The sequence below is a fragment of the Lacrimispora xylanolytica genome, assembly GCF_026723765.1.
Classification (GTDB): Bacteria; Bacillota; Clostridia; order Lachnospirales; family Lachnospiraceae; genus Lacrimispora; species Lacrimispora xylanolytica.
Map to the genome: position 1 here is coordinate 2,713,537 of NZ_CP113524.1, position 18,267 is coordinate 2,731,803.

The window sequence follows — 18,267 nt, forward strand, 5'->3', positions numbered from 1 at the left end:
CTTATGATGGAGAATCTGTAAAATTCTATTAAATTATAGCCTGATATAGTTTTAAACTATAGCGATCTGTGGTAAACTACAAAAAACCCCAAAAGGAAAGGACCCCCATGACCTTACAACAGCTTCGCTACATCATAACCATTGTCAACTGCGGTTCCATATCAGAAGCAGCCAAACAACTGTATATCACTCAGCCCAGCCTTTCAAATGCTGTGAAGGAGCTGGAACAGGAGTATGGTATCTCTATCTTTAACAGAACCTCCAAGGGCATTTCTTTATCCTCCGATGGGACGGAATTTCTTTCCTATGCCAGACAGGTGCTGGAACAGACGGATTTAATGGAGCAGCATTACTTACACAAAAAACCTTTGAAACGAATCTGTTCTATTTCCACTCAGCATTATGCCTTTGCCGTAAATGCGTTTGTAAATCTGGTGTCCAGGCAGGATCATGAGGAATACGAATTTACCCTTCGGGAAGCCAGGACTTATGAAATCATTGAAGATGTGAAAAATTTCAGAAGTGAGCTTGGAATCTTATATCTGAACGATTTCAATGAAAAGGTTTTAAGAAAATTGTTTAAAGAAAGCGGAATTTTATTTCATCCTTTATTTGACGCATCTCCTCATGTATTTATAAGCTCTTCTCATCCTCTCTCTTCCAGGGAGTTTGTTACAATGAATGATTTGGATCCATTCCCATTTCTGGCCTTTGAACAGGGAGAAAAGAACTCCTTTTATTTTTCTGAAGAAATACTTAGTACGGTTCCCCGTAAAAAAATCATCTATGTCAGCGACCGTGCCACCCTCTTTAACCTGCTCATTGGCTTAAATGGCTATACCATATGCAGCGGAATCTTAAACAGCAATTTAAACGGAGATAACATCATAGCCATTCCATTAAAGACCACTGAATATATGAGGATTGGCTGGATTGAAAATCCCAGAGTTCATTTAAGCATCTTTGCGGAAAATTATCTGGAAGAACTGAAACGCCTGATTCTGTGTGACGGCCTTCAACTGTGTAATGAGGAATGATACGATAAAAAGCAGCATTGCCTTTTTTGACAATGCTGCTTTTTTATCGCTCCGTTACCGGGCAGGTCTTATATTTAAGTTCTTCTTTAAAGTAAGTCACAATTTCTTCCACAGCCGTTTTAACTTCAATCCGGGGGCCGGTAAGTATTAAAGTTCCACTGAACCGATCCAGGAAGCCAATGGTAACATCTGCACTTTTCACCCCGATATCTGCCCCTATCACAGCGGATTCCGGAGGTGTTATATTAATGGTCCCTATGGACATACCAGTAAAATCAACATCAGCATTGGTACCGATGTCAAGTCCCAGATTCCTATATACCGACGCCTCGGAAACACCAATTACATGGGCCAGAGAAATCTCCCGTCCTGCCACAGTCATATTAACCACGCGCCGCCGTCTGGTACTTGCAGATCCATTTCCCTGTGCAAAGACACTTAGTACGTCCATTTCAGTTTCTATCTTATCTGACATCTTATCACACTTTCATCCTTGATGTTTTACTGCTTATAAATCCCACTCCCGAAGGCCTTTTTCCTGGGCCTCCATAATTTCTTCCCAGGTCAGTGCTTCTTTTTCTTCCTTTAAGAAGGAAAGGAGATCATCCATTCCCTCCCCCGTTATGCTGCTCACAGGAAATATCTTCTCACAGCCAGCTTCCTCCAGCCATTGTCGGACCATAGGAACCTTAGCATCCTTGCAGTCGATTTTTGTAATAATGCCGATGACCGGCCGGTTGCAGGCATTGGAAACACCGGGAGGAAATAGGTTAAAAGGTTCATTGGCGCTGCAAAGAAGACCTATGACGTCTGATTCATAGGTAAAACAACAAAGGCCCTGGAGGGCCAGATTTTTATTTTCCACGTATTCGCCTGGCGTATCTATGGTAATATCCCAATGATTGACGTACTGAGTCTTATGATAGACCACCGGCTCTCCTTTTAATGCCTGAGTGAGGGATGTTTTACCGGCTTCACTCCTGCCGCACAAAAATAATTTCTTCATAGCATCACCGCTTTGTAATCGGACAGGTCACGTATCCTAAGGAATTGTGAAAATAATCCACAATTTCCGTGATTGCAGCCATTACATCTGCGATTTCCCCTGTGATGATAAGAGTTCCGCTGAATCTGTCTGCAAAGCCAAGATAAATATCTCCGCTCTTTACTGCAATATCAGAAGCTATGACTGCGGATTCCGGAGGCGTCATGTTCATAATTCCAATTGCAGAGGAACGGTAATCAATCTCCGGATTAAGGCCCAGTTTGCGGTATACAATTGGCAACGGACCTCCAATGATATGTGCCAGCGTGATCTCTCTTCCGGCTACGGTTTCCTGTACGATGCGGATCTGCTCTCCGTTTTCTTTTTCCATTACAACCACCTCATTTTTTCTAAAAAGTATATCTATGGATTAATTATAACCATTGACCATGAGGGCAATGTCAATGGTATAATGCATAAATTCATCCCGTTTTTATTGTAATTTACTTATTTTCCTATGCTGAAAACGAAAATATTATAAATAATACCGGAAATCATTTTGACTTCCTCTATCCGTTTTTCTCTCCTGAGTAACAAGCTTCTCAAACAAGCAAAAAACCTTCCCCATAGAAGGAAGGTTCTTTGTTTCTTACTATTTAATATCTCATAGGAATTACATTCATGTAATCTTCTACGGTAGCTCCGTTATAGAACATCTCAATAATTTGTCTTCCCAGAGGATTTAATTCTTCTGTGTTAAACTGCTCAAGTTCCTGCTTAAAGAAATCTGTCAGTATCTTTGCACCGGCATCGTAGCCTTCCAGACCAACTTCCGGCTGGGTTTCAGGTCTTAAGAATGCTCTGCTGATATACTGTCCATCAATCTTTAAGGATTCCAGACCAAAGCCTAATAAAGGACAACGGCATTCCACCAGATGCTCTGGCTTAAACTTCGCGCTTCCACGGCGTGCAATGTATTCTCTGGATACCCACTGAGGCATAAAGCTTACTTCATAAGCTCCAATATGCTGGTTAGGGATTAATACATACCGGGTATTGCTGGAATTCACGATCTGATCCAGAAGAAGATTTGCCTGGGTTACTCTCTTACCAGTTGCGAATGGCCAGTAGGATCCAACACCTTCGCTTGTCATCTCCAGGGAGTCGATAATGCTTGGGTTATTATAACCACGGGGTGCAACCAGACGCCACAGCCATGCCAGTGCAGGAGGCAGGACCTGGAAGATTCCCATGATACCATAGGATGGATTCTCCTTGGTACATGCAGGAGTTCGAACACCAAAGCTTCTCACATCTACTTCAACAGTTCCCTGATAAGCTTTCTCGATCATCTTTCTCGGCAGGATAACTCTTGGGTTAGGACATGGCTTTCCATTGGAATCCAGCGTATGCTCCCATGGAAGGCTGGTTGCACCAGGAATTGCCTTCATATTTAGATAGACAAGTGGTTCTTTCGTCTGAATCAGTAATTTTTCATACTGTGGAGAAGATCCATAGCTCTTGATATTATCAAGACGGATAAACCAGGATGACTCTGCATCAGCTACAACCAGTTTCTTGCTTTCATTCTGGATATTCGGAGGGCATAAAGCCATATCGTCAGTTACCGGAATCAAATCACAGGTCTCGCTGAGTACAAGATAATTCTTTTCTCCAGTGACCGTGTTGGTTCCAAATACAGTTCTTCCATCCATCTCTCTGTGGATATCCTCGATCATCTCACTTTTTCCACCACCAGAAGCACCTTCATGCATGATTACGATCTCATTGTCGTAAGGAGTAATCACCTTAACCGTTGAGGCATGTGCTGTTACCCAGCCTTCCGTCTCTCCGATATTTAACAATACGCCGTAGATACCTTTCTTTGCACTTGGTCCTGGATAAAGGTTGTAAGAATAAACCTCGTGAATACCGTCAAGACGGTTATGGATGACTGCCTGCTTTCCATTAAAATGCGTATGACGGAACGGAGGTGCCAGATAAACAATTGCTTTTAAATCAAAATCAGTGATGTCATCAATATTTTCAAATCCCTGAAGGTCTGCTAATCCAGCAGCAAAAAAGCCTGCATTTAACGGAGAGATGAGTACAGAATCATAACCGTATTCTACCCCGCCTGATTTAAACGGGAAGAAAATCAGCTCCTGTTCTTTCAGCCATTCAAAGGTTTCTGTTCTTAAGGAATCAAAATTGCTATGAAAAACCTCCTCATATCTTGGTTTATCGGTAGGTTTGTTATCTGCAATGTACATACAGTTTGGATCACGTCTTCTCATGTAATCTTCTACATAATTAACTACGATACCATTGGTACAGCGGGTTGCAGTTGCTTCCAGTACCCTGCCTTTGCCCTTAACATCATATTCGATCTCATACTCGTTATTTGTCCCATTTCCCATGGCAAGCTCGATAAGCTCTTCCCTCGTCTTTGGAACAATAACCCCTTTGGAATGGTTCAATATTTCCTGTACATACTCCGGCAAATTCAATTTACGTAAACATTCAAGCATTTTTTCCTCCAATCCTGCGCATATCTATGCACATCTTACACTTAAACCGAAGGTTCCTCCGATCAAAGCTAGTAGTTAATTACCCAATTTCCCAAGTATTACTAATCCCCTTTTAAAGCGGAAACATATAGTTAATAATTTTTCCTGAAATCCTTTCCTGTCTTTCTTAGAATCCATTTTCTCAAACCAGTTCCTTACTTACTATGAATCATTGATCAGCCTCCTTTACGGCTAAAATTATAAAAAGCCGATATCCAAAACTTGGATATCGGCTTACCTACAACTTAGAACAATCCCTACTTTGTGATGTCTTCCGGTACTATTTAACTGTATTAGGCGTTTCTTAATATCTATTCACAGTTATAAGAATAACCATTCACCTGTTTTGGTTTTATATCAGAGTGGGTACTTGTGATTACAACATCCATGATATCCGTTACTATTTTCAAATGTCTTCGTTTGTTAAAATAAGTAAAATCCTGTATATAAAAAACCGTTTGTAAAGGCTCCGCCATTCTGATACAATTGCGAAAAAACGCCTGTATCACTGACAATTATGCGATTATGAACCAGCTGGTACCTATAGAATTACAGCATCCGACTCATGATAAAAAATGTAGATTTCCAGAATTTGTCCATGATATGACATACACCTTTTATATGCTCCATATACATCACGCATTAGAAATAACATATCATGAAATAGGCATCATGTCAACGATTTTTTAACAAACCAGGCCATTTTTATTAATATTTATTAAGATATTATAAATTTCATTCAGACATCATCAATTGCTTTTCCAATATCATTTCTCATGTATTTATTTTCAAAAGAAACCCACTGGGCAGCTTCATAGGCATGCTTTCTCGCTTCTTTTAGGTCCGAACCAAGAGCAGTGATACCAAGAACCCTGCCTCCATTTGTGACAGGTTCCCCCTTTTCATTGAAACAGCTGCCAGCATGGAAGGCATAATAGCCGTCTTTTTTTCGAAAGCTTGAAAGTCCTTTTATGGGGAAGCCCTTCTCGTAGTGCTCCGGATAGCCATTGGATGCCAGAACCACACAGACCGCTGCATTTTCTTCAAACCGCAGATCAATCTGATCCAGGGTTCCGTCAATACAGGCTTCAAATACTTCCACTATATCATTTTTCATACGGGGAAGCACTACCTGAGTCTCAGGGTCACCGAATCTGGCATTGTATTCAAGGACCTTAGGCCCGTCTTCTGTCAGCATGAGCCCAAAGAATATGATGCCCTTAAACTCAATCCCTTCAGACCTTAATGCCCGAACGGTTGGCTCATAAATATGCTTTTGGCAATAGTCTTCTATTTCCGTCGTATAGAATGGGCTTGGAGAAAAAGTACCCATTCCTCCTGTGTTAAGTCCCTCATCCCCATCCTTCGCCCTTTTATGATCCTGGGCAGAGGTCATGATCTTAACGGTTTTTCCATCAACAAAAGAAAGAACCGATACTTCCCGTCCGGTCATAAATTCCTCGGCCACAATCCGGTCACCGGAAGAACCAAACTGCTTATCCAGCATAAGAGCTTTTACTCCCTCTTTGGCCTCTTCCCTCGTATTGCAGATGAGAACTCCTTTTCCAAGTGCCAGTCCGTCTGCCTTCAGTACAATGGGCATTCTGGCGGTTTCTAAGTAGCTTAAAGCCTCCTCCGGGGAATCAAAGGTCTCATATCCAGCAGTGGGAATCCCATATTTTTTCATCAGATCCTTAGAAAAGGATTTAGAACCCTCCAAACGGGCAGCGTCTTTATTCGGTCCAAAAACACGAAGACCTGCTTTTGCAAATGCATCTGCTGCGCCAGCAACCAAAGGATCGTCAGGGCCTACTATGGTCAAGTCAATCTCATGCTCCCTGGCAAAAGCCACCTGTCTGTCAAAATCCAGAACAGAAATATCCACACACTCTGCAAATTCTGCAATCCCAGCATTTCCAGGTGCGCAATAAATCGTTTCAACCTTTGGGCTTTGAGCTATTTTCCAAGCAATGGCATGCTCTCTTCCGCCGCCTCCTATGATCAGAACTTTCATCCTATCTCCTCCTGTCCATTTGCAATCATATGAATGGCCTTGGGCAAAATGACCCATTCTGCCTCTTCCATCACTCTTTGTTGGAGTTCCTTCGGAGTATCTCCTTTATGCACCTCTACTGCTTTTTGAAGAATAATTGGTCCGGTATCCGTTCCCTCATCTACATAATGTACAGTTGCTCCCGTTATCTTCACGCCCCGCTCCAAGGCAGCCTCATGGACCTTCAGCCCATAGTATCCCACGCCGCAGAATGCTGGTATGAGAGACGGGTGTACGTTAATAATCCGATTGCGGTATTTTTTAATCATGGCCTCTGGTATGGCAACAAGGAAACCGGCAAGAACAATAAGATCAAGCCGGTATTCATCGGTTTTTTCAAGCAGGGCGTGATAAAACTCTTCTCTGCTATCAAAGTCTTTGGGGGAAATACAAACCGCATCAATTCCACGCTCTCCGGCCCGTTTCAGTGCATAAGCATTCTTATTGTTACTTATGACTACATTCACTTCTGCGTTTGTAATGGCTCCTTCTTCAATGGCATCTAACACGGCCTGAAGATTGGTGCCTCCCCCGGAAACAAGTACGCCGATCCTTAGCATAGAGTCACACCCTTTTCGCCCTCAGCTGTGCGTCCGATAACATAAGCAGTCTCTCCAGCCTTACCAATGGCTTCCATGGCTGCGTCCACATCCGTTTCATCCACTGCCAGAATCATTCCAATTCCCATGTTGTAGGTGTTATACATCATCTCTTCTGCAATGTCACCCTTCTTTGCCATAAGCTTAAAAATCGCCGGCACTTCATAGCTGTTCTTTTCCACTATTGCAGTGATACCATCTGGAAGCATCCTGGGAATATTCTCATAAAAACCACCGCCGGTAATATGGCTGCAAGCCTTGATTACCACACCGCTTTCCTTTACACTCTTAAGAGCTTTTACATAAATCTTTGTAGGAACTATGAGGGCTTCTCCAAGTGTTTTACCAAGCTCCTCATAATAAGTGCCAAGGCTTTCTTTGGAAACATCAAACACTTTGCGGACCAGAGAAAAACCGTTGCTGTGAACACCGGAGGATGCAATTCCTATGAGTACGTCTCCAGCCTTTAAGGAAGCTCCCGTAATTAAATCCTTTTCATCCACTACACCAACCGCGAATCCTGCAAGGTCATATTCATCTTCCGGGTAAAAGCCTGGCATCTCGGCAGTCTCTCCACCGATCAAAGCTGCACCAGCCTGCTTACAGCCTTCTGCAACTCCGCCTACAATCTCAGCGATTTTTTCCGGGAAATTCTTTCCGCAGGCAATGTAATCAAGGAAAAATAAGGGCTCACCGCCTGCGCAGGCAATGTCGTTGACACACATAGCCACACAGTCAATGCCTACGGTATCATGCTTGTCCATAAGAAATGCCAGCTTAAGCTTAGTCCCAACCCCATCGGTACCAGAAACCAGAGTGGGTTTTTCCATATTTTTAAATGCTGACATGGAAAATGCGCCTGAGAATCCTCCAAGGCCTCCAAGTACTTCTGGTCTCATGGTTTCCTTTACATGCTTTTTCATCAATTCCACTGACCGGTATCCGGCCTCTATGTCAACTCCGGCATTCTTATAATCCATACCTTTTTTCCTCCGCTTCTGATATTTTACTTTTTCATCTGGGCTACATATTCCTTATAACCGATCTGGTCCAGCTTTTCGGCCTTCTTCACAACATCGTTCTTTAAATTCTCAGAATAGTCCTTTAATCTCTTTAAAAGCTCTTCATCACTGGCAGCCAGAATTTTAGCAGCCAGAATACCTGCATTGGTTCCTCCATTAATGGCAACGGTAGCTACCGGTATGCCAGATGGCATCTGAACGATGGAATAAAGAGAATCCACTCCGCCAAGATCAGAAGTTTTCATGGGTATTCCGATGACTGGCATTGGAAAGAGAGCTGCACACATGCCTGGAAGATGAGCAGCTTTACCGGCACCGGCAATGATTACCTTTACTCCTCTTGCCTCTGCTGTCTTTGCATATTCAAAAAATATATCAGGCTCTCTGTGGGCTGAAATTACAGTCATCTCGAACTCCACACCAAGCTTCTCTAAAATCTCTGCCGCCTGAGCCATAATAGGCATATCAGAATCGCTTCCCATAACAATTGATACCTTTGCCATAGTAAATTCTCCTTTTCGCTTTGTATGATATGATAATTCATTATTAACGGTTATATCATTAATTAGTTTAATTAATATATTGCGCTTATAAATCAATCACTACTTATTAATTATAATACTAGTTTTTCTCTCCTTCGTCAATGGTTTTCTTTTTATTTTTAAGTATATCCAAAATGGCAAAAACAATGGCGCATGACAGGAAGTTAATCCTTCCGCCATGCGCCTCACTATGTAATATTAATATTTGCTGCCACCATAAGAAGACGTATCTTCAAAATATACCGGATCAATTTCTATCTGTGGAAGCTCAGCTTCTTCCTCATATTGTGTAATCTGAGACAAAGGCTCTTCTTTGGCAGTAACACTTTCACTTCCATCGTAGAGTCTAAACTGCTGTACCAGCCCCTTCATAATCTGGGCCTGGCCCGACAGCTCTTCGCTGGCTGCCGCACTCTGTTCTGCCGTTGCTGAATTTGTCTGTACCACGCTGGAAATCTGGTCGATTCCCTGGGTAACCTGATTGACAGCAATTGCCTGCATATCGGAAGCTTCTGCAACATTCTCAATAATCGTGTTGATGCGCTTTGTTCCTTCTACCACCTGCTGCATGGATTTTGCTGTCTCCGTGGAGATTCTGGTGCCGTTTTCTACTGCATGCATGCTCTCTTCAATGAGTAATGTGGTATTCTTTGCTGCTTCCCCAGACTTGCTGGCAAGATTACGTACCTCATCAGCAACGACTGCAAAACCTTTCCCTGCCTCACCTGCCCTGGCTGCCTCTACAGCAGCGTTAAGGGCCAGAATATTGGTCTGGAATGCAATATCTTCGATGGTCTTAATAATCTTACCAATTTCATTGGACTTATCGCTGATCTGCATCATGGCCTGATTCATCTCTACCATCTTCTCATTGCTGGCCATTACATTCTGCTCTGCTTTCTCAGCTTCCATTCGGGCTTCTTTGGCATTCTGAGCATTGCTGTTGATCTGGTTTGAGATATCGTTAATCGTAGCCGCAAGCTCCTGAATGGAAGACGCCTGCTCTGTTGCTCCCTGAGACAGGGCCTGGGCACCAGAAGAGACCTGCTCCGAACCACTAGCGACCTGATCAGCTGATTCATTGATGCGGAAAAGAGCATCGCTTAAATTATTACGGATATTACGAAGTGCTTCCATAATTGGCTCATAATCATAGACATACTGCTCTCTGCACTTAGACCCCACCTGGAAATCCCCAGAAGCCATTGCGCCTAACAGATACGTAATATCATCAATGATATTGCCTATATTTGATATCGTCTTTCTCATGCTGTCTGCAAGACTTCCAAGCTCATCCTTTGACTCGTAGTTTAAATCCACATGCAGACTTCCCTTTGACATCTCTCCGGCTGCCTTTTCAATCTCACGTACCGGCTTTACAATACTCCTTGTAATGGTAGTTGCAAGCACTATAGTTGCAACCGCTGCTAAGATCTGAAATAGAACAATGATGATCTCAGACACCATCATAAGGGACTGGGACTGTTTATAGTCCTGATCCGCGCTGGCCTGGGCGGTATCGCTGATCTTCACAAGATCATCCTGCATTTTGTTGAACAGCGGTTCCAGCTTATCAAAAAAAAGATTGGAAGCCTGACGGTTTTTATTCTCCTTTGACTGATTATACACCTCTTCCTTAAATGGCTCTGCCTCTTTTAAGGTATTGGCAATATCATCAACAAGAGCCTGATCCCCTTTGAAGTTCTCCCTTAAATACTGAATTCCTTCGTCAAGCTTTTTAAAATCACCTTCTGCGGTCTCAATGTACTTATTCGTTGTATTAATATCAAGACTCATGGTCGCATAGCTTACGTTCTTGGCAGAAGACTGTAAATCTCGTCTCATATCAGCCGCCAGCAGGGTAATCTCATGACCATTATTATAAAACTTTACAAATTTACTGTTATTTGTTATTAAGCCATACAAAGAAGTACAAGAAACAATCAAAAACAAAGCAAAAACAATTCCAAACGCAATTGTAATTCTTTTACCAATCTTTAAATTTTTCATCTAGTTCCCTCCATGAGATATCATCTTTCTTTGTATCTTCTATGCCATTATCGGCATCTTAGTGGAATTCTTAAGTATTTTTACATTTTTTCTGGCAATCATTGTATTTTTTTGTTCAGTTTGTATTATTTATGACTGAGAAACCTCTAATAACGGAAGATTTAACTCCTCAATTCCGTCTAACACAAACTTACCGTCCTTAATAATCGCAACTCTTTTGCCATCTTTCGCTACGGTTTCAATGGTATCCAGCTCTGCATAGGGAATGGTAATATCCGTGTGACAGCTATAATACGCCTTTGTTAAATCCAGCTTTCTAAGCTCTGACACTTCGTTATCCCTGGCAATCACTTCTTTTCCATTGGGATTATACACAGGACTGTCCTCTGACCAGCTGTAACACGTATCTCCCACTGCAAAATGAGGTCCCATCTTCTCTACAATTAAAATAGGAAGCTTATCCAGAATACCAAACTTTCTTGCCATCTTATAAGCCGTGGTATTGGTTCCAATGGCAAACTCTCCCATAGGAAGGGTTTCGTGATTCTTTAATATCACCTGCTTTATCAAAGCTTTTCCCTGGCTTGGATCTTCAAAATTGCTACAGGAATAATCCTTAATCATACCGTTTTCAAAGGTCATCATAAGGTCTTTAAACTGAAAATCACCAATGTATACTGTACTTACAAACAGCGTACCTTCTGTACCGGCAAGCACTGGGGACGTGAACACTTCTCCCAGAGGGATATTCACATCAGCCACACAGTTCTCGAAATTGGTTTCTTTTTCCCTGTTATTAAGGGCGTGAAGAGCCACCCGTAAGTTAGTCTTATTATCCCCGCTTCCGGTCACCTCCACATACTCCGCTTCGTCAAGGGCATCGATGATAATCTGCTGAAGGTCTTTATACTTTTCATAATCCAGAGTATTGATGGCAATGGTCTCATCAAAAATCTCTTCAAACCGTTCTCCGATTTCAGGAACAGGGAACGCAATAATGGTAAAACTGATTTCATCTCCGCGGACAAACTGGTTTACGATTCTTGAAGATTCGTTGGCCATCTCTGCCGCCAGTTTTTCCTGCTTTGCATCAAGGATATTTGCCTCGGCTTTATTCACTGGCTTAAAGCCTTCTTTTCCAAAGGTCTCCATAACTGCAGGTCCTGCGAACTCAGAAGCAAGGTCCTTATAAGTTTCATAGGCCACCTTCATCACAGCAGCTCTGCGGTCCTTAAATGCTTTATTTAAATAGATAGCATTGTCATAGCGGTGATCGTAATCATACTGCCGGTTGGCAGACGTTCCAAAAAATCCGCCTCTGCGTCCCACGTTTACATTTACAGACCAAACGGCTGCACGGCAGAGAATAATTTTAAGGCCCATCTTTTCAAAATTTTCCATGGCGTATTTAATCATACGTTCAAATCCAAGCTCGTAACGGATCTGTACCGATTTTTTCTTTGATAAATCCCTGCCCATGACCTCAAATCCCTTGCGATAACCCTCGGTGTAAGTGTCTGCCATGAGGCGGACTTTTTCCTCTGGAAGTGAATTTAAGTAAGCGGCTATCTTAAGTTCCGAATCGGAAATATAATCTCCAAAGTAATAGAGATAACGAAGGTCATTAAGATCATTCTCCTTAATAATATCCGCTGCATAGGATAAGGAGGGATCAAGGCTTTCCCTGATCCGATATGAAACCGTATGGTCAGTATAATCACTGACAAACCAGTAGAGAACTTCCTTAATGGCAGAAACCTCCGGAGCCTCTTCTTCAAACATATTATAAATTTCTATAAAGGCTTCATTTAAGATGGTGATATCTGTAAGCCTGTATTCGTGTACAAAAATAATGTCGCCCCGTATTTCCTTATACAAATAGGAAAGGAGCTTTCCATATTCTTCTCCCAGCTTGACTGCCGCATAGGCTGGGTCTGCATAGCTGTGCTCATAATTTCCCGGGAAAATATCCTCATACAGCTTATGATTCCAGGTCTTTAACTCCTCAATGGAAGCGGCCTTTTGCTTTCCTTCTTCCAAAAACTGATAGTATTCTCCTATCATCTGAATGAATGAAGCTGTCTTTTTAAAATAATCCAGATATGGTTCCTTCACCGTATCTTCTAAAACAATTTCCTTAATTCTGTCCATTGACAGTTCAAAACGTTCCATCACAGTTTCATTGTCCTGTTGAAACATCTTGCGATAATCCATAGTACTACCCCCTTATTCCTATTATAATGAGTACCACCCAGAGAATGACAAGGACAGCACTGACTGCTATGCCAATCTGGGCCAGTATATATTTCTTTTCCTTTTCAAAAAAGGAAAGGACGCCGTAACCAATGGAAAAAAAAGAGATCAACAAACTGCAAAAGCAGACAGCCGCAACATTAAGCTGCGCCTGCCCTGCCGCCATTACAGAGCTTGTGATTCCAATGATTCCCAATACCAGCGCTCCCACAGAAAGTCCCAGGGACAGAAAGCTCTTTTTCGCAAAGGGCTTTCTAATGTAGGATACTTTTTTCTGCTTTTTCACGCCTTTTCCTCCTTACTCTTATGCGCTGCACAATCTTATACAGAATATAACCGAGGATACCTCCGGCCGTGTTTAAAATCATGTCGTCCACATCAAAGCTGCCAACTTTAAACACAAGCTGAATGGTCTCAATACTTAAGCTGAAAAGAAAGCTTAAAAGTACCGTATTAAAAAAACGGCGGCTCCTGCGGCTAATGACAGGAAGGAAAAAACCAAACGGCATAAATCCTGCTATATTTCCTACGATATTAAGAAGAAAAGACTCCAGTCCAACCACTTTTCGGTAAACAATAAAACGCCGTATCTCCTTGAATGGGACCAGGTTGTAGGCGTAATTTTCCCGGATATGACTTCCTCTTCCGAAATAATCAGAAAAAAACAGAAAGTAGACCAAAAAGATTACGTATACTAAAAAGATTACCCAGCCCATCTTCTGCCGCTTTGTCGCATTTTTAATCATAACAGCTCCATCTTTATAAAAAGAGAAAGGCTGCTGGAAAACTATTGTTTCCTACAGCTTCCTCTAAACTTAATAACATTAGAATGTGATTTCAGATTTTCTTTTCAGTAGAAATGCTCCATTGATGATGGATATAATTCCTGCAGCAAGGCCAATTACAGTTACAACAATACCAACTCCAAGGCTTAACGCTCCTACATTTCTCATAGTCTTGTAAACTCTTTCCATATCAGGCTCTCCTTATCTCACTCCATAGATTTCATAATAAGTATCAATCGCAGCTTTCAGAGCATCATCAATGATGATTTTACCGTCATATTCTCTATTGTATAAATGTTCGATGACCTCTGCCATAGAAACGATGGCTGACGCCTTAAATCCATACTTTTCCTGGATTTCATCAAGGGCGCTTTTATCACCCTTTCCTTTTTCCATTCGGTTTAGGGAAACCATAAGTCCTAATATTTCTACATCTCCCTGTGCCTTAATAATAGGAAATGTTTCTTCAATGGATTTACCAGAGGTGGTCACATCTTCAATAATTACCACACGGTCCCCATCCTTTATAGGACTTCCAAGAAGAATTCCTGTATCGCCATGATCCTTTTCTTCTTTCCGGTTGGAACAATATTTAATTTCCTTGCCATAGAGTTCATGAAAGGCAATGGTCGTAGCAACACTTAAGGGAATTCCTTTATAGGCAGGCCCGAATAATACGTCAAAATCATCGCCAAAGGTTTCGTGTATGGCCTTTGCATAATATTCTCCCAGTTTTTTTAACTGGGCTCCTGTTACATAAGAACCTGCATTCATAAAAAATGGCGATTTTCTTCCGCTTTTCAGTGTAAAGTCGCCGAATTTAAGAACATTGCTGTCCACCATAAATTCTATAAATTCCTGTTTATACTGTTCCATTTTTATCCTCTCTATTCAAAAAGTTCTTGCTTAAATTCCTGTCATCTACCTTACAGCACCGATCAGTTCCTTAATATCTTTCACACCGTATCGCTCCATATAAGCCTCAATGCCTTTAACCACCTCTTCGGCTGCATATGGATTTCTGAAATTGACGGTTCCTACAGATACCGCAGTTGCTCCTGCCAGAATAAATTCGATGGCATCATTCGCATCCATAATACCACCCATACCGATGACTGGAATCTTCACTGCATTGGCTGCCTGGTATACCATACGGACTGCAATGGGTTTAATCGCGGGACCGGAAAGTCCGCCTGTTTTATTGGCAACAGAAAAGGTACGGCGGTTAATATCGATCTTCATTCCAGTCAATGTGTTAATAAGGGAAATAACATCAGCACCGCCAGCTTCTGCCGCTTTTGCCATGACTCCAATATCAGTCACGTTGGGACTTAATTTCATGATAACCGGCTGCTTCGCATACTTTTTTACGTCACGGGTAATGGCTTCCACTGCTTTTGGATCCTGTCCGAAGGCGATTCCGCCCTCCTTCACATTGGGACAGGAGATATTTATCTCCAGCATATCCACCGGCTCCTCAGAAAGCCGCTCCACTACTGCAAGATAATCTTCTGTTGTCTTTCCGCAGACATTGACGATTATCTTTGTATCATACTTCTTTAAAAACGGAATGTCTCTTTGAGCAAAAACCTCCATACCAGGATTTTGAAGTCCAATGGCATTGAGCATACCGCCATATGTTTCCGCGATTCTTGGCGTAGGATTGCCCGGCCAGGGCACATTTGCAACGCCTTTTGTGACGACAGCACCAAGATGACTTAAATCAAACATCTCACTGTACTCTTCCCCTGAGCCAAAGGTTCCAGAAGCTGTCATAACAGGATTTTTCAGTTCAATTCCAGCCAGATTTACTTTTGTATTCATCTAAAAGTCTACCTCCTCTGCCCGGAATACCGGGCCGTCTTTGCAGACCCGCTTATTATGAACCATGGAATGCTCATCCACCTCACTGCTTTTGCAGACACAGGCCAGACACGCACCGATACCACATGCCATACGTTCCTCCAAAGAGAGATAGCACTCAATTTCGTTCTCCATGGCATATGCCTTTATCGCTTTTAACATGGGGGTTGGCCCACAGGCAAAAATTACATCTGCGCTCAGGCCATGCTCTCTCACTGCGTCCAGTACATTCCCTTTTGTTCCCTGACTGCCATCTTCTGTGGCTACAAAGGTGGTACCATAAGGAGTGAATTCATCTTCCAGGAACATGGTGTCCCGGTAACCAAGAATAATCTGTTTTTCACAGGCAAGATGCTTAGACAGCTCCAGCATAGGAGGGATTCCAATTCCTCCGCCTATGATGAATGCCCGTTTTCCTGCTGCCCCGGGTTCCAGAGGGAAACCATTGCCCAGGGGGCCAAGGATCTCTGCATAATCCCCTTCTTTATAATAGGAGAATTCCTCTGTACCACTGCCTAACACCCGGTATACAATTCGGATCAGGCCCTTTTCCCTGTCAATCTCACAAATACTGATGGGACGGGGCAGAAGTTTGGAATTATCCTTTGTATACAAAGAAATAAACTGGCCTGGTACTGCTTCTTTTGCAAACTTCTCTGTTTCAATCCACATGCTGTATACGCCATCAGCCAGCTTATCCTGACTGGCGACTCTTGCTGATTCCATTACTTTCGCCATGATGTCCCCCTATAATACCCGGTTGATGTCTGTTACCATATCGATGACTGCCTGCCTTGAGGCCTCACCAAAGTGCTCTGCACCATATTTCTTATATTTATCCTGCTTATATGCAGCGATGATTCCTCTGGAGGAATTTACCACAGCGCCTAATCCATCTTCATTAAAACAAGGTTTTAAATCCTCAGCAGTTCCGCCCTGGGCACCATAGCCTGGAACCAGAAAATAAGTATTGGGCATAAGCTTACGGAGAATTCTGCTCATCTCGGGATAAGTGGCTCCTACCACTGCGCCTACGTTGCTGTAGGTTCCGTCCATGGACTGGGCACCCCATTCTACTACCTTTTCGGCTACCATCTCATACAAAGGACGTCCATCAATCAGCCGGTCCTGAAATTCTCCACTGGAGGGATTGGAGGTCTTAACAAGAACAAAAAGTCCCTTGTCCTCTTCCTTACATACGTCCACAAAAGGTTTCACGCCATCAGTTCCCAGATACGGATTGATGGTAAGAAAATCTGTCCCAAATGCGGTGAAACGATTGCTTCCTACCTGTACTTTACCAATATGAGCCGTAGCATAAGCAGATGAAGTAGAACCGATATCGCCTCGTTTTGCATCGCCAATCACAAGAAGGCCTTTTTCCTGACAATAATTTACTGTTTTTACATAAGCCTGCAATCCTTCAATGCCAAACTGTTCATACATGGCAATCTGAGGCTTTACGGAGGGGATTAAATCGTATACATGATCTATAATTTCTTTATTATACTGCCAGATTGCTTCTGCAGCACCTTCCAGAGTCTCACCAAACTCTTCCAATGCCTTACTTAAGACATGTTCCGGTATATAGTCAAGCATGGGGTCAAGTCCTACACAGATTGGTGCCTTTGTCTTCTGGATTTTTTCAATTAATTGCCTGATCATTGTCTCCTCCTGGGTTCCATTTATTCTTATTATTCTCTATTCTTACCAATTCTATCATAAGAAGGTACTCGCTTCAAGCCTTCTTTCAAACTGACTATAAAAATCCTGTTCCATTTGATAGGGTATCAAATAAAAGTTTTTTAACACATACATGCTCACCTGATTAGCAAAGGATGGGTCATTTTCTGTCTTGATGCGTTTTTCTAAATGTTTCAAATAATGATACCATTTTAGCACAAAGGCTTCGTACTGTTTTACATCAGATGTATCCAGCCACTTTTTTACCTTGACCTTTGTCCGCTCTTCCATTCTGCACTCATGCAATTGGAGAATATACTTCATTTCCTGTTCCCCGTAAACCCTGCCTAAGGGAAACAGACGGCAGATTCCAGGACGGAAGCTATGGATGCTGCATCTTCCCTCATGATTTAGGAAACTGCATCGTTCATCCTCACCTGCCATTTTTAGATTGGGAAGTACGATTCCATCAACTACATTTAATTCAAGCTTATCCTGAAGCAATGCTTCCATGGTACAGGATAGATTCTCACACAAACGGTAACAATCAAGAGGATCCAGGGTGACAGATTGTCCCATCCCCTGACAGCAGTCAGAACAGCCCCTGCAATCCTTGCAGTCTGCCTTTACCATATCATTTATGCCATATAATTTCCCATCGGAAATCTCATTTAAGTCAACTTCCCGTTTCATGGATCCCATTCCTCACTTTAAAATATTTCAAACATGGTTATTTTATCATTTTCTATTCATACTAGCAACGTAGTTTCAATGAAAAATATTAGCACTCACCTGTTGACAGTGCTAACAATGTGTGTTATATTACATATATAACAAATAGAAAACACCAATGAGTGGTGCTGCA

General features: G+C 42.3%; 19 protein-coding genes. 1 reads left to right on the plus strand and 18 read right to left on the minus strand.

The genetic code is table 11. From position 1 onward, the window contains the following. Positions 1-107: 107 nt before the first annotated feature. The gene (locus tag OW255_RS12730; RefSeq protein ID WP_268114304.1) at positions 108-1,037 is read left to right on the plus strand and encodes a LysR family transcriptional regulator; all 930 of its coding nucleotides are present in this window, start codon (positions 108-110) and stop codon (positions 1,035-1,037) included. Positions 1,038-1,080: 43 nt separating this feature from the next. Here OW255_RS12730 and OW255_RS12735 read toward each other — a convergent pair whose 3' ends face one another. From OW255_RS12735 to OW255_RS12820, 18 genes are all read right to left on the minus strand, one after another. Further along, complete coding sequence (locus OW255_RS12735; RefSeq protein WP_024835557.1) at positions 1,081-1,512, minus strand: BMC domain-containing protein; 432 nt, start codon at positions 1,510-1,512, stop codon at positions 1,081-1,083. A 33-nt stretch (positions 1,513-1,545) separates the two neighbouring features. Beyond that, positions 1,546-2,043, minus strand: a complete 498-nt coding sequence (locus OW255_RS12740; protein WP_024835556.1) for a EutP/PduV family microcompartment system protein — start codon at positions 2,041-2,043, stop codon at positions 1,546-1,548. A gap of 4 nt (positions 2,044-2,047) precedes the next feature. Beyond that, the gene (locus tag OW255_RS12745; protein WP_024835555.1) at positions 2,048-2,413 is read right to left on the minus strand and encodes a BMC domain-containing protein; all 366 of its coding nucleotides are present in this window, start codon (positions 2,411-2,413) and stop codon (positions 2,048-2,050) included. Positions 2,414-2,678: 265 nt separating this feature from the next. Beyond that, positions 2,679-4,553, minus strand: coding sequence for a DUF4914 family protein (locus tag OW255_RS12750; protein ID WP_024835554.1), 1,875 nt, complete (start codon positions 4,551-4,553; stop codon positions 2,679-2,681). Positions 4,554-5,331: 778 nt separating this feature from the next. Further along, on the minus strand, positions 5,332-6,606 hold the full coding sequence (gene purD, locus OW255_RS12755; protein WP_268114305.1) for a phosphoribosylamine--glycine ligase: 1,275 nt from the start codon (positions 6,604-6,606) through the stop codon (positions 5,332-5,334). Then, on the minus strand, positions 6,603-7,205 hold the full coding sequence (gene purN, locus OW255_RS12760) for a phosphoribosylglycinamide formyltransferase (RefSeq protein ID WP_268114306.1): 603 nt from the start codon (positions 7,203-7,205) through the stop codon (positions 6,603-6,605). Before purN ends, purD begins: the two co-directional genes overlap by 4 nt. Beyond that, positions 7,199-8,224: a phosphoribosylformylglycinamidine cyclo-ligase gene (gene purM, locus OW255_RS12765; protein WP_024835551.1), complete on the minus strand. Its 1,026-nt coding sequence runs from the start codon at positions 8,222-8,224 to the stop codon at positions 7,199-7,201. The genes purN and purM overlap by 7 nt, the downstream gene beginning before the upstream one ends. 26 nt (positions 8,225-8,250) lie before the next feature. Then, complete coding sequence (gene purE / locus OW255_RS12770; RefSeq protein ID WP_024835550.1) at positions 8,251-8,769, minus strand: 5-(carboxyamino)imidazole ribonucleotide mutase; 519 nt, start codon at positions 8,767-8,769, stop codon at positions 8,251-8,253. Between the two features lie 237 nt (positions 8,770-9,006). Further along, positions 9,007-10,818, minus strand: coding sequence for a methyl-accepting chemotaxis protein (locus OW255_RS12775; RefSeq protein WP_268114307.1), 1,812 nt, complete (start codon positions 10,816-10,818; stop codon positions 9,007-9,009). Positions 10,819-10,947: 129 nt separating this feature from the next. Further along, on the minus strand, positions 10,948-13,032 hold the full coding sequence (locus tag OW255_RS12780; RefSeq protein WP_024835548.1) for an aminopeptidase: 2,085 nt from the start codon (positions 13,030-13,032) through the stop codon (positions 10,948-10,950). A 4-nt stretch (positions 13,033-13,036) separates the two neighbouring features. Next, positions 13,037-13,357 (minus strand): hypothetical protein, encoded by a 321-nt coding sequence (locus OW255_RS12785; protein WP_024835547.1) that lies wholly within the window; start codon positions 13,355-13,357, stop codon positions 13,037-13,039. Then, entirely contained in the window at positions 13,326-13,817 is a 492-nt protein-coding gene (locus OW255_RS12790; RefSeq protein ID WP_024835546.1) for a VanZ family protein, read from the minus strand. Before OW255_RS12790 ends, OW255_RS12785 begins: the two co-directional genes overlap by 32 nt. A 78-nt stretch (positions 13,818-13,895) precedes the next feature. Beyond that, positions 13,896-14,045, minus strand: a complete 150-nt coding sequence (locus OW255_RS12795) for a hypothetical protein (protein ID WP_024835545.1) — start codon at positions 14,043-14,045, stop codon at positions 13,896-13,898. A gap of 12 nt (positions 14,046-14,057) precedes the next feature. Beyond that, positions 14,058-14,732 (minus strand): orotate phosphoribosyltransferase, encoded by a 675-nt coding sequence (pyrE, locus tag OW255_RS12800; RefSeq protein ID WP_024835544.1) that lies wholly within the window; start codon positions 14,730-14,732, stop codon positions 14,058-14,060. A gap of 45 nt (positions 14,733-14,777) precedes the next feature. Next, positions 14,778-15,680: a dihydroorotate dehydrogenase gene (locus OW255_RS12805; protein ID WP_024835374.1), complete on the minus strand. Its 903-nt coding sequence runs from the start codon at positions 15,678-15,680 to the stop codon at positions 14,778-14,780. Continuing rightward, the gene (locus tag OW255_RS12810) at positions 15,681-16,457 is read right to left on the minus strand and encodes a dihydroorotate dehydrogenase electron transfer subunit (RefSeq protein ID WP_024835373.1); all 777 of its coding nucleotides are present in this window, start codon (positions 16,455-16,457) and stop codon (positions 15,681-15,683) included. It lies immediately after the preceding gene. Between the two features lie 9 nt (positions 16,458-16,466). Continuing rightward, positions 16,467-17,384: an orotidine-5'-phosphate decarboxylase gene (pyrF, locus tag OW255_RS12815; RefSeq protein WP_024835372.1), complete on the minus strand. Its 918-nt coding sequence runs from the start codon at positions 17,382-17,384 to the stop codon at positions 16,467-16,469. A 54-nt stretch (positions 17,385-17,438) separates the two neighbouring features. Continuing rightward, complete coding sequence (locus OW255_RS12820) at positions 17,439-18,095, minus strand: YkgJ family cysteine cluster protein (RefSeq protein ID WP_024835371.1); 657 nt, start codon at positions 18,093-18,095, stop codon at positions 17,439-17,441. Positions 18,096-18,267 lie beyond the last annotated feature (172 nt).

Bases quoted from the DNA above. Each gene is read 5' to 3' on its own strand.
- OW255_RS12730 (WP_268114304.1), top strand. From the start codon at position 108: ATGACCTTACAACAGCTTCGCTACATCATAACCATTGTCAACTGCGGT.
- OW255_RS12735 (WP_024835557.1), bottom strand. From the start codon at position 1,512: ATGTCAGATAAGATAGAAACTGAAATGGACGTACTAAGTGTCTTTGCA.
- OW255_RS12740 (WP_024835556.1), bottom strand. From the start codon at position 2,043: ATGAAGAAATTATTTTTGTGCGGCAGGAGTGAAGCCGGTAAAACATCC.
- OW255_RS12745 (WP_024835555.1), bottom strand. From the start codon at position 2,413: ATGGAAAAAGAAAACGGAGAGCAGATCCGCATCGTACAGGAAACCGTA.
- OW255_RS12750 (WP_024835554.1), bottom strand. From the start codon at position 4,553: ATGCTTGAATGTTTACGTAAATTGAATTTGCCGGAGTATGTACAGGAA.
- purD (WP_268114305.1), bottom strand. From the start codon at position 6,606: ATGAAAGTTCTGATCATAGGAGGCGGCGGAAGAGAGCATGCCATTGCT.
- purN (WP_268114306.1), bottom strand. From the start codon at position 7,205: ATGCTAAGGATCGGCGTACTTGTTTCCGGGGGAGGCACCAATCTTCAG.
- purM (WP_024835551.1), bottom strand. From the start codon at position 8,224: ATGGATTATAAGAATGCCGGAGTTGACATAGAGGCCGGATACCGGTCA.
- purE (WP_024835550.1), bottom strand. From the start codon at position 8,769: ATGGCAAAGGTATCAATTGTTATGGGAAGCGATTCTGATATGCCTATT.
- OW255_RS12775 (WP_268114307.1), bottom strand. From the start codon at position 10,818: ATGAAAAATTTAAAGATTGGTAAAAGAATTACAATTGCGTTTGGAATT.
- OW255_RS12780 (WP_024835548.1), bottom strand. From the start codon at position 13,032: ATGGATTATCGCAAGATGTTTCAACAGGACAATGAAACTGTGATGGAA.
- OW255_RS12790 (WP_024835546.1), bottom strand. From the start codon at position 13,817: ATGATTAAAAATGCGACAAAGCGGCAGAAGATGGGCTGGGTAATCTTT.
- OW255_RS12795 (WP_024835545.1), bottom strand. From the start codon at position 14,045: ATGGAAAGAGTTTACAAGACTATGAGAAATGTAGGAGCGTTAAGCCTT.
- pyrE (WP_024835544.1), bottom strand. From the start codon at position 14,732: ATGGAACAGTATAAACAGGAATTTATAGAATTTATGGTGGACAGCAAT.
- OW255_RS12805 (WP_024835374.1), bottom strand. From the start codon at position 15,680: ATGAATACAAAAGTAAATCTGGCTGGAATTGAACTGAAAAATCCTGTT.
- OW255_RS12810 (WP_024835373.1), bottom strand. From the start codon at position 16,457: ATGGCGAAAGTAATGGAATCAGCAAGAGTCGCCAGTCAGGATAAGCTG.
- pyrF (WP_024835372.1), bottom strand. From the start codon at position 17,384: ATGATCAGGCAATTAATTGAAAAAATCCAGAAGACAAAGGCACCAATC.
- OW255_RS12820 (WP_024835371.1), bottom strand. From the start codon at position 18,095: ATGAAACGGGAAGTTGACTTAAATGAGATTTCCGATGGGAAATTATAT.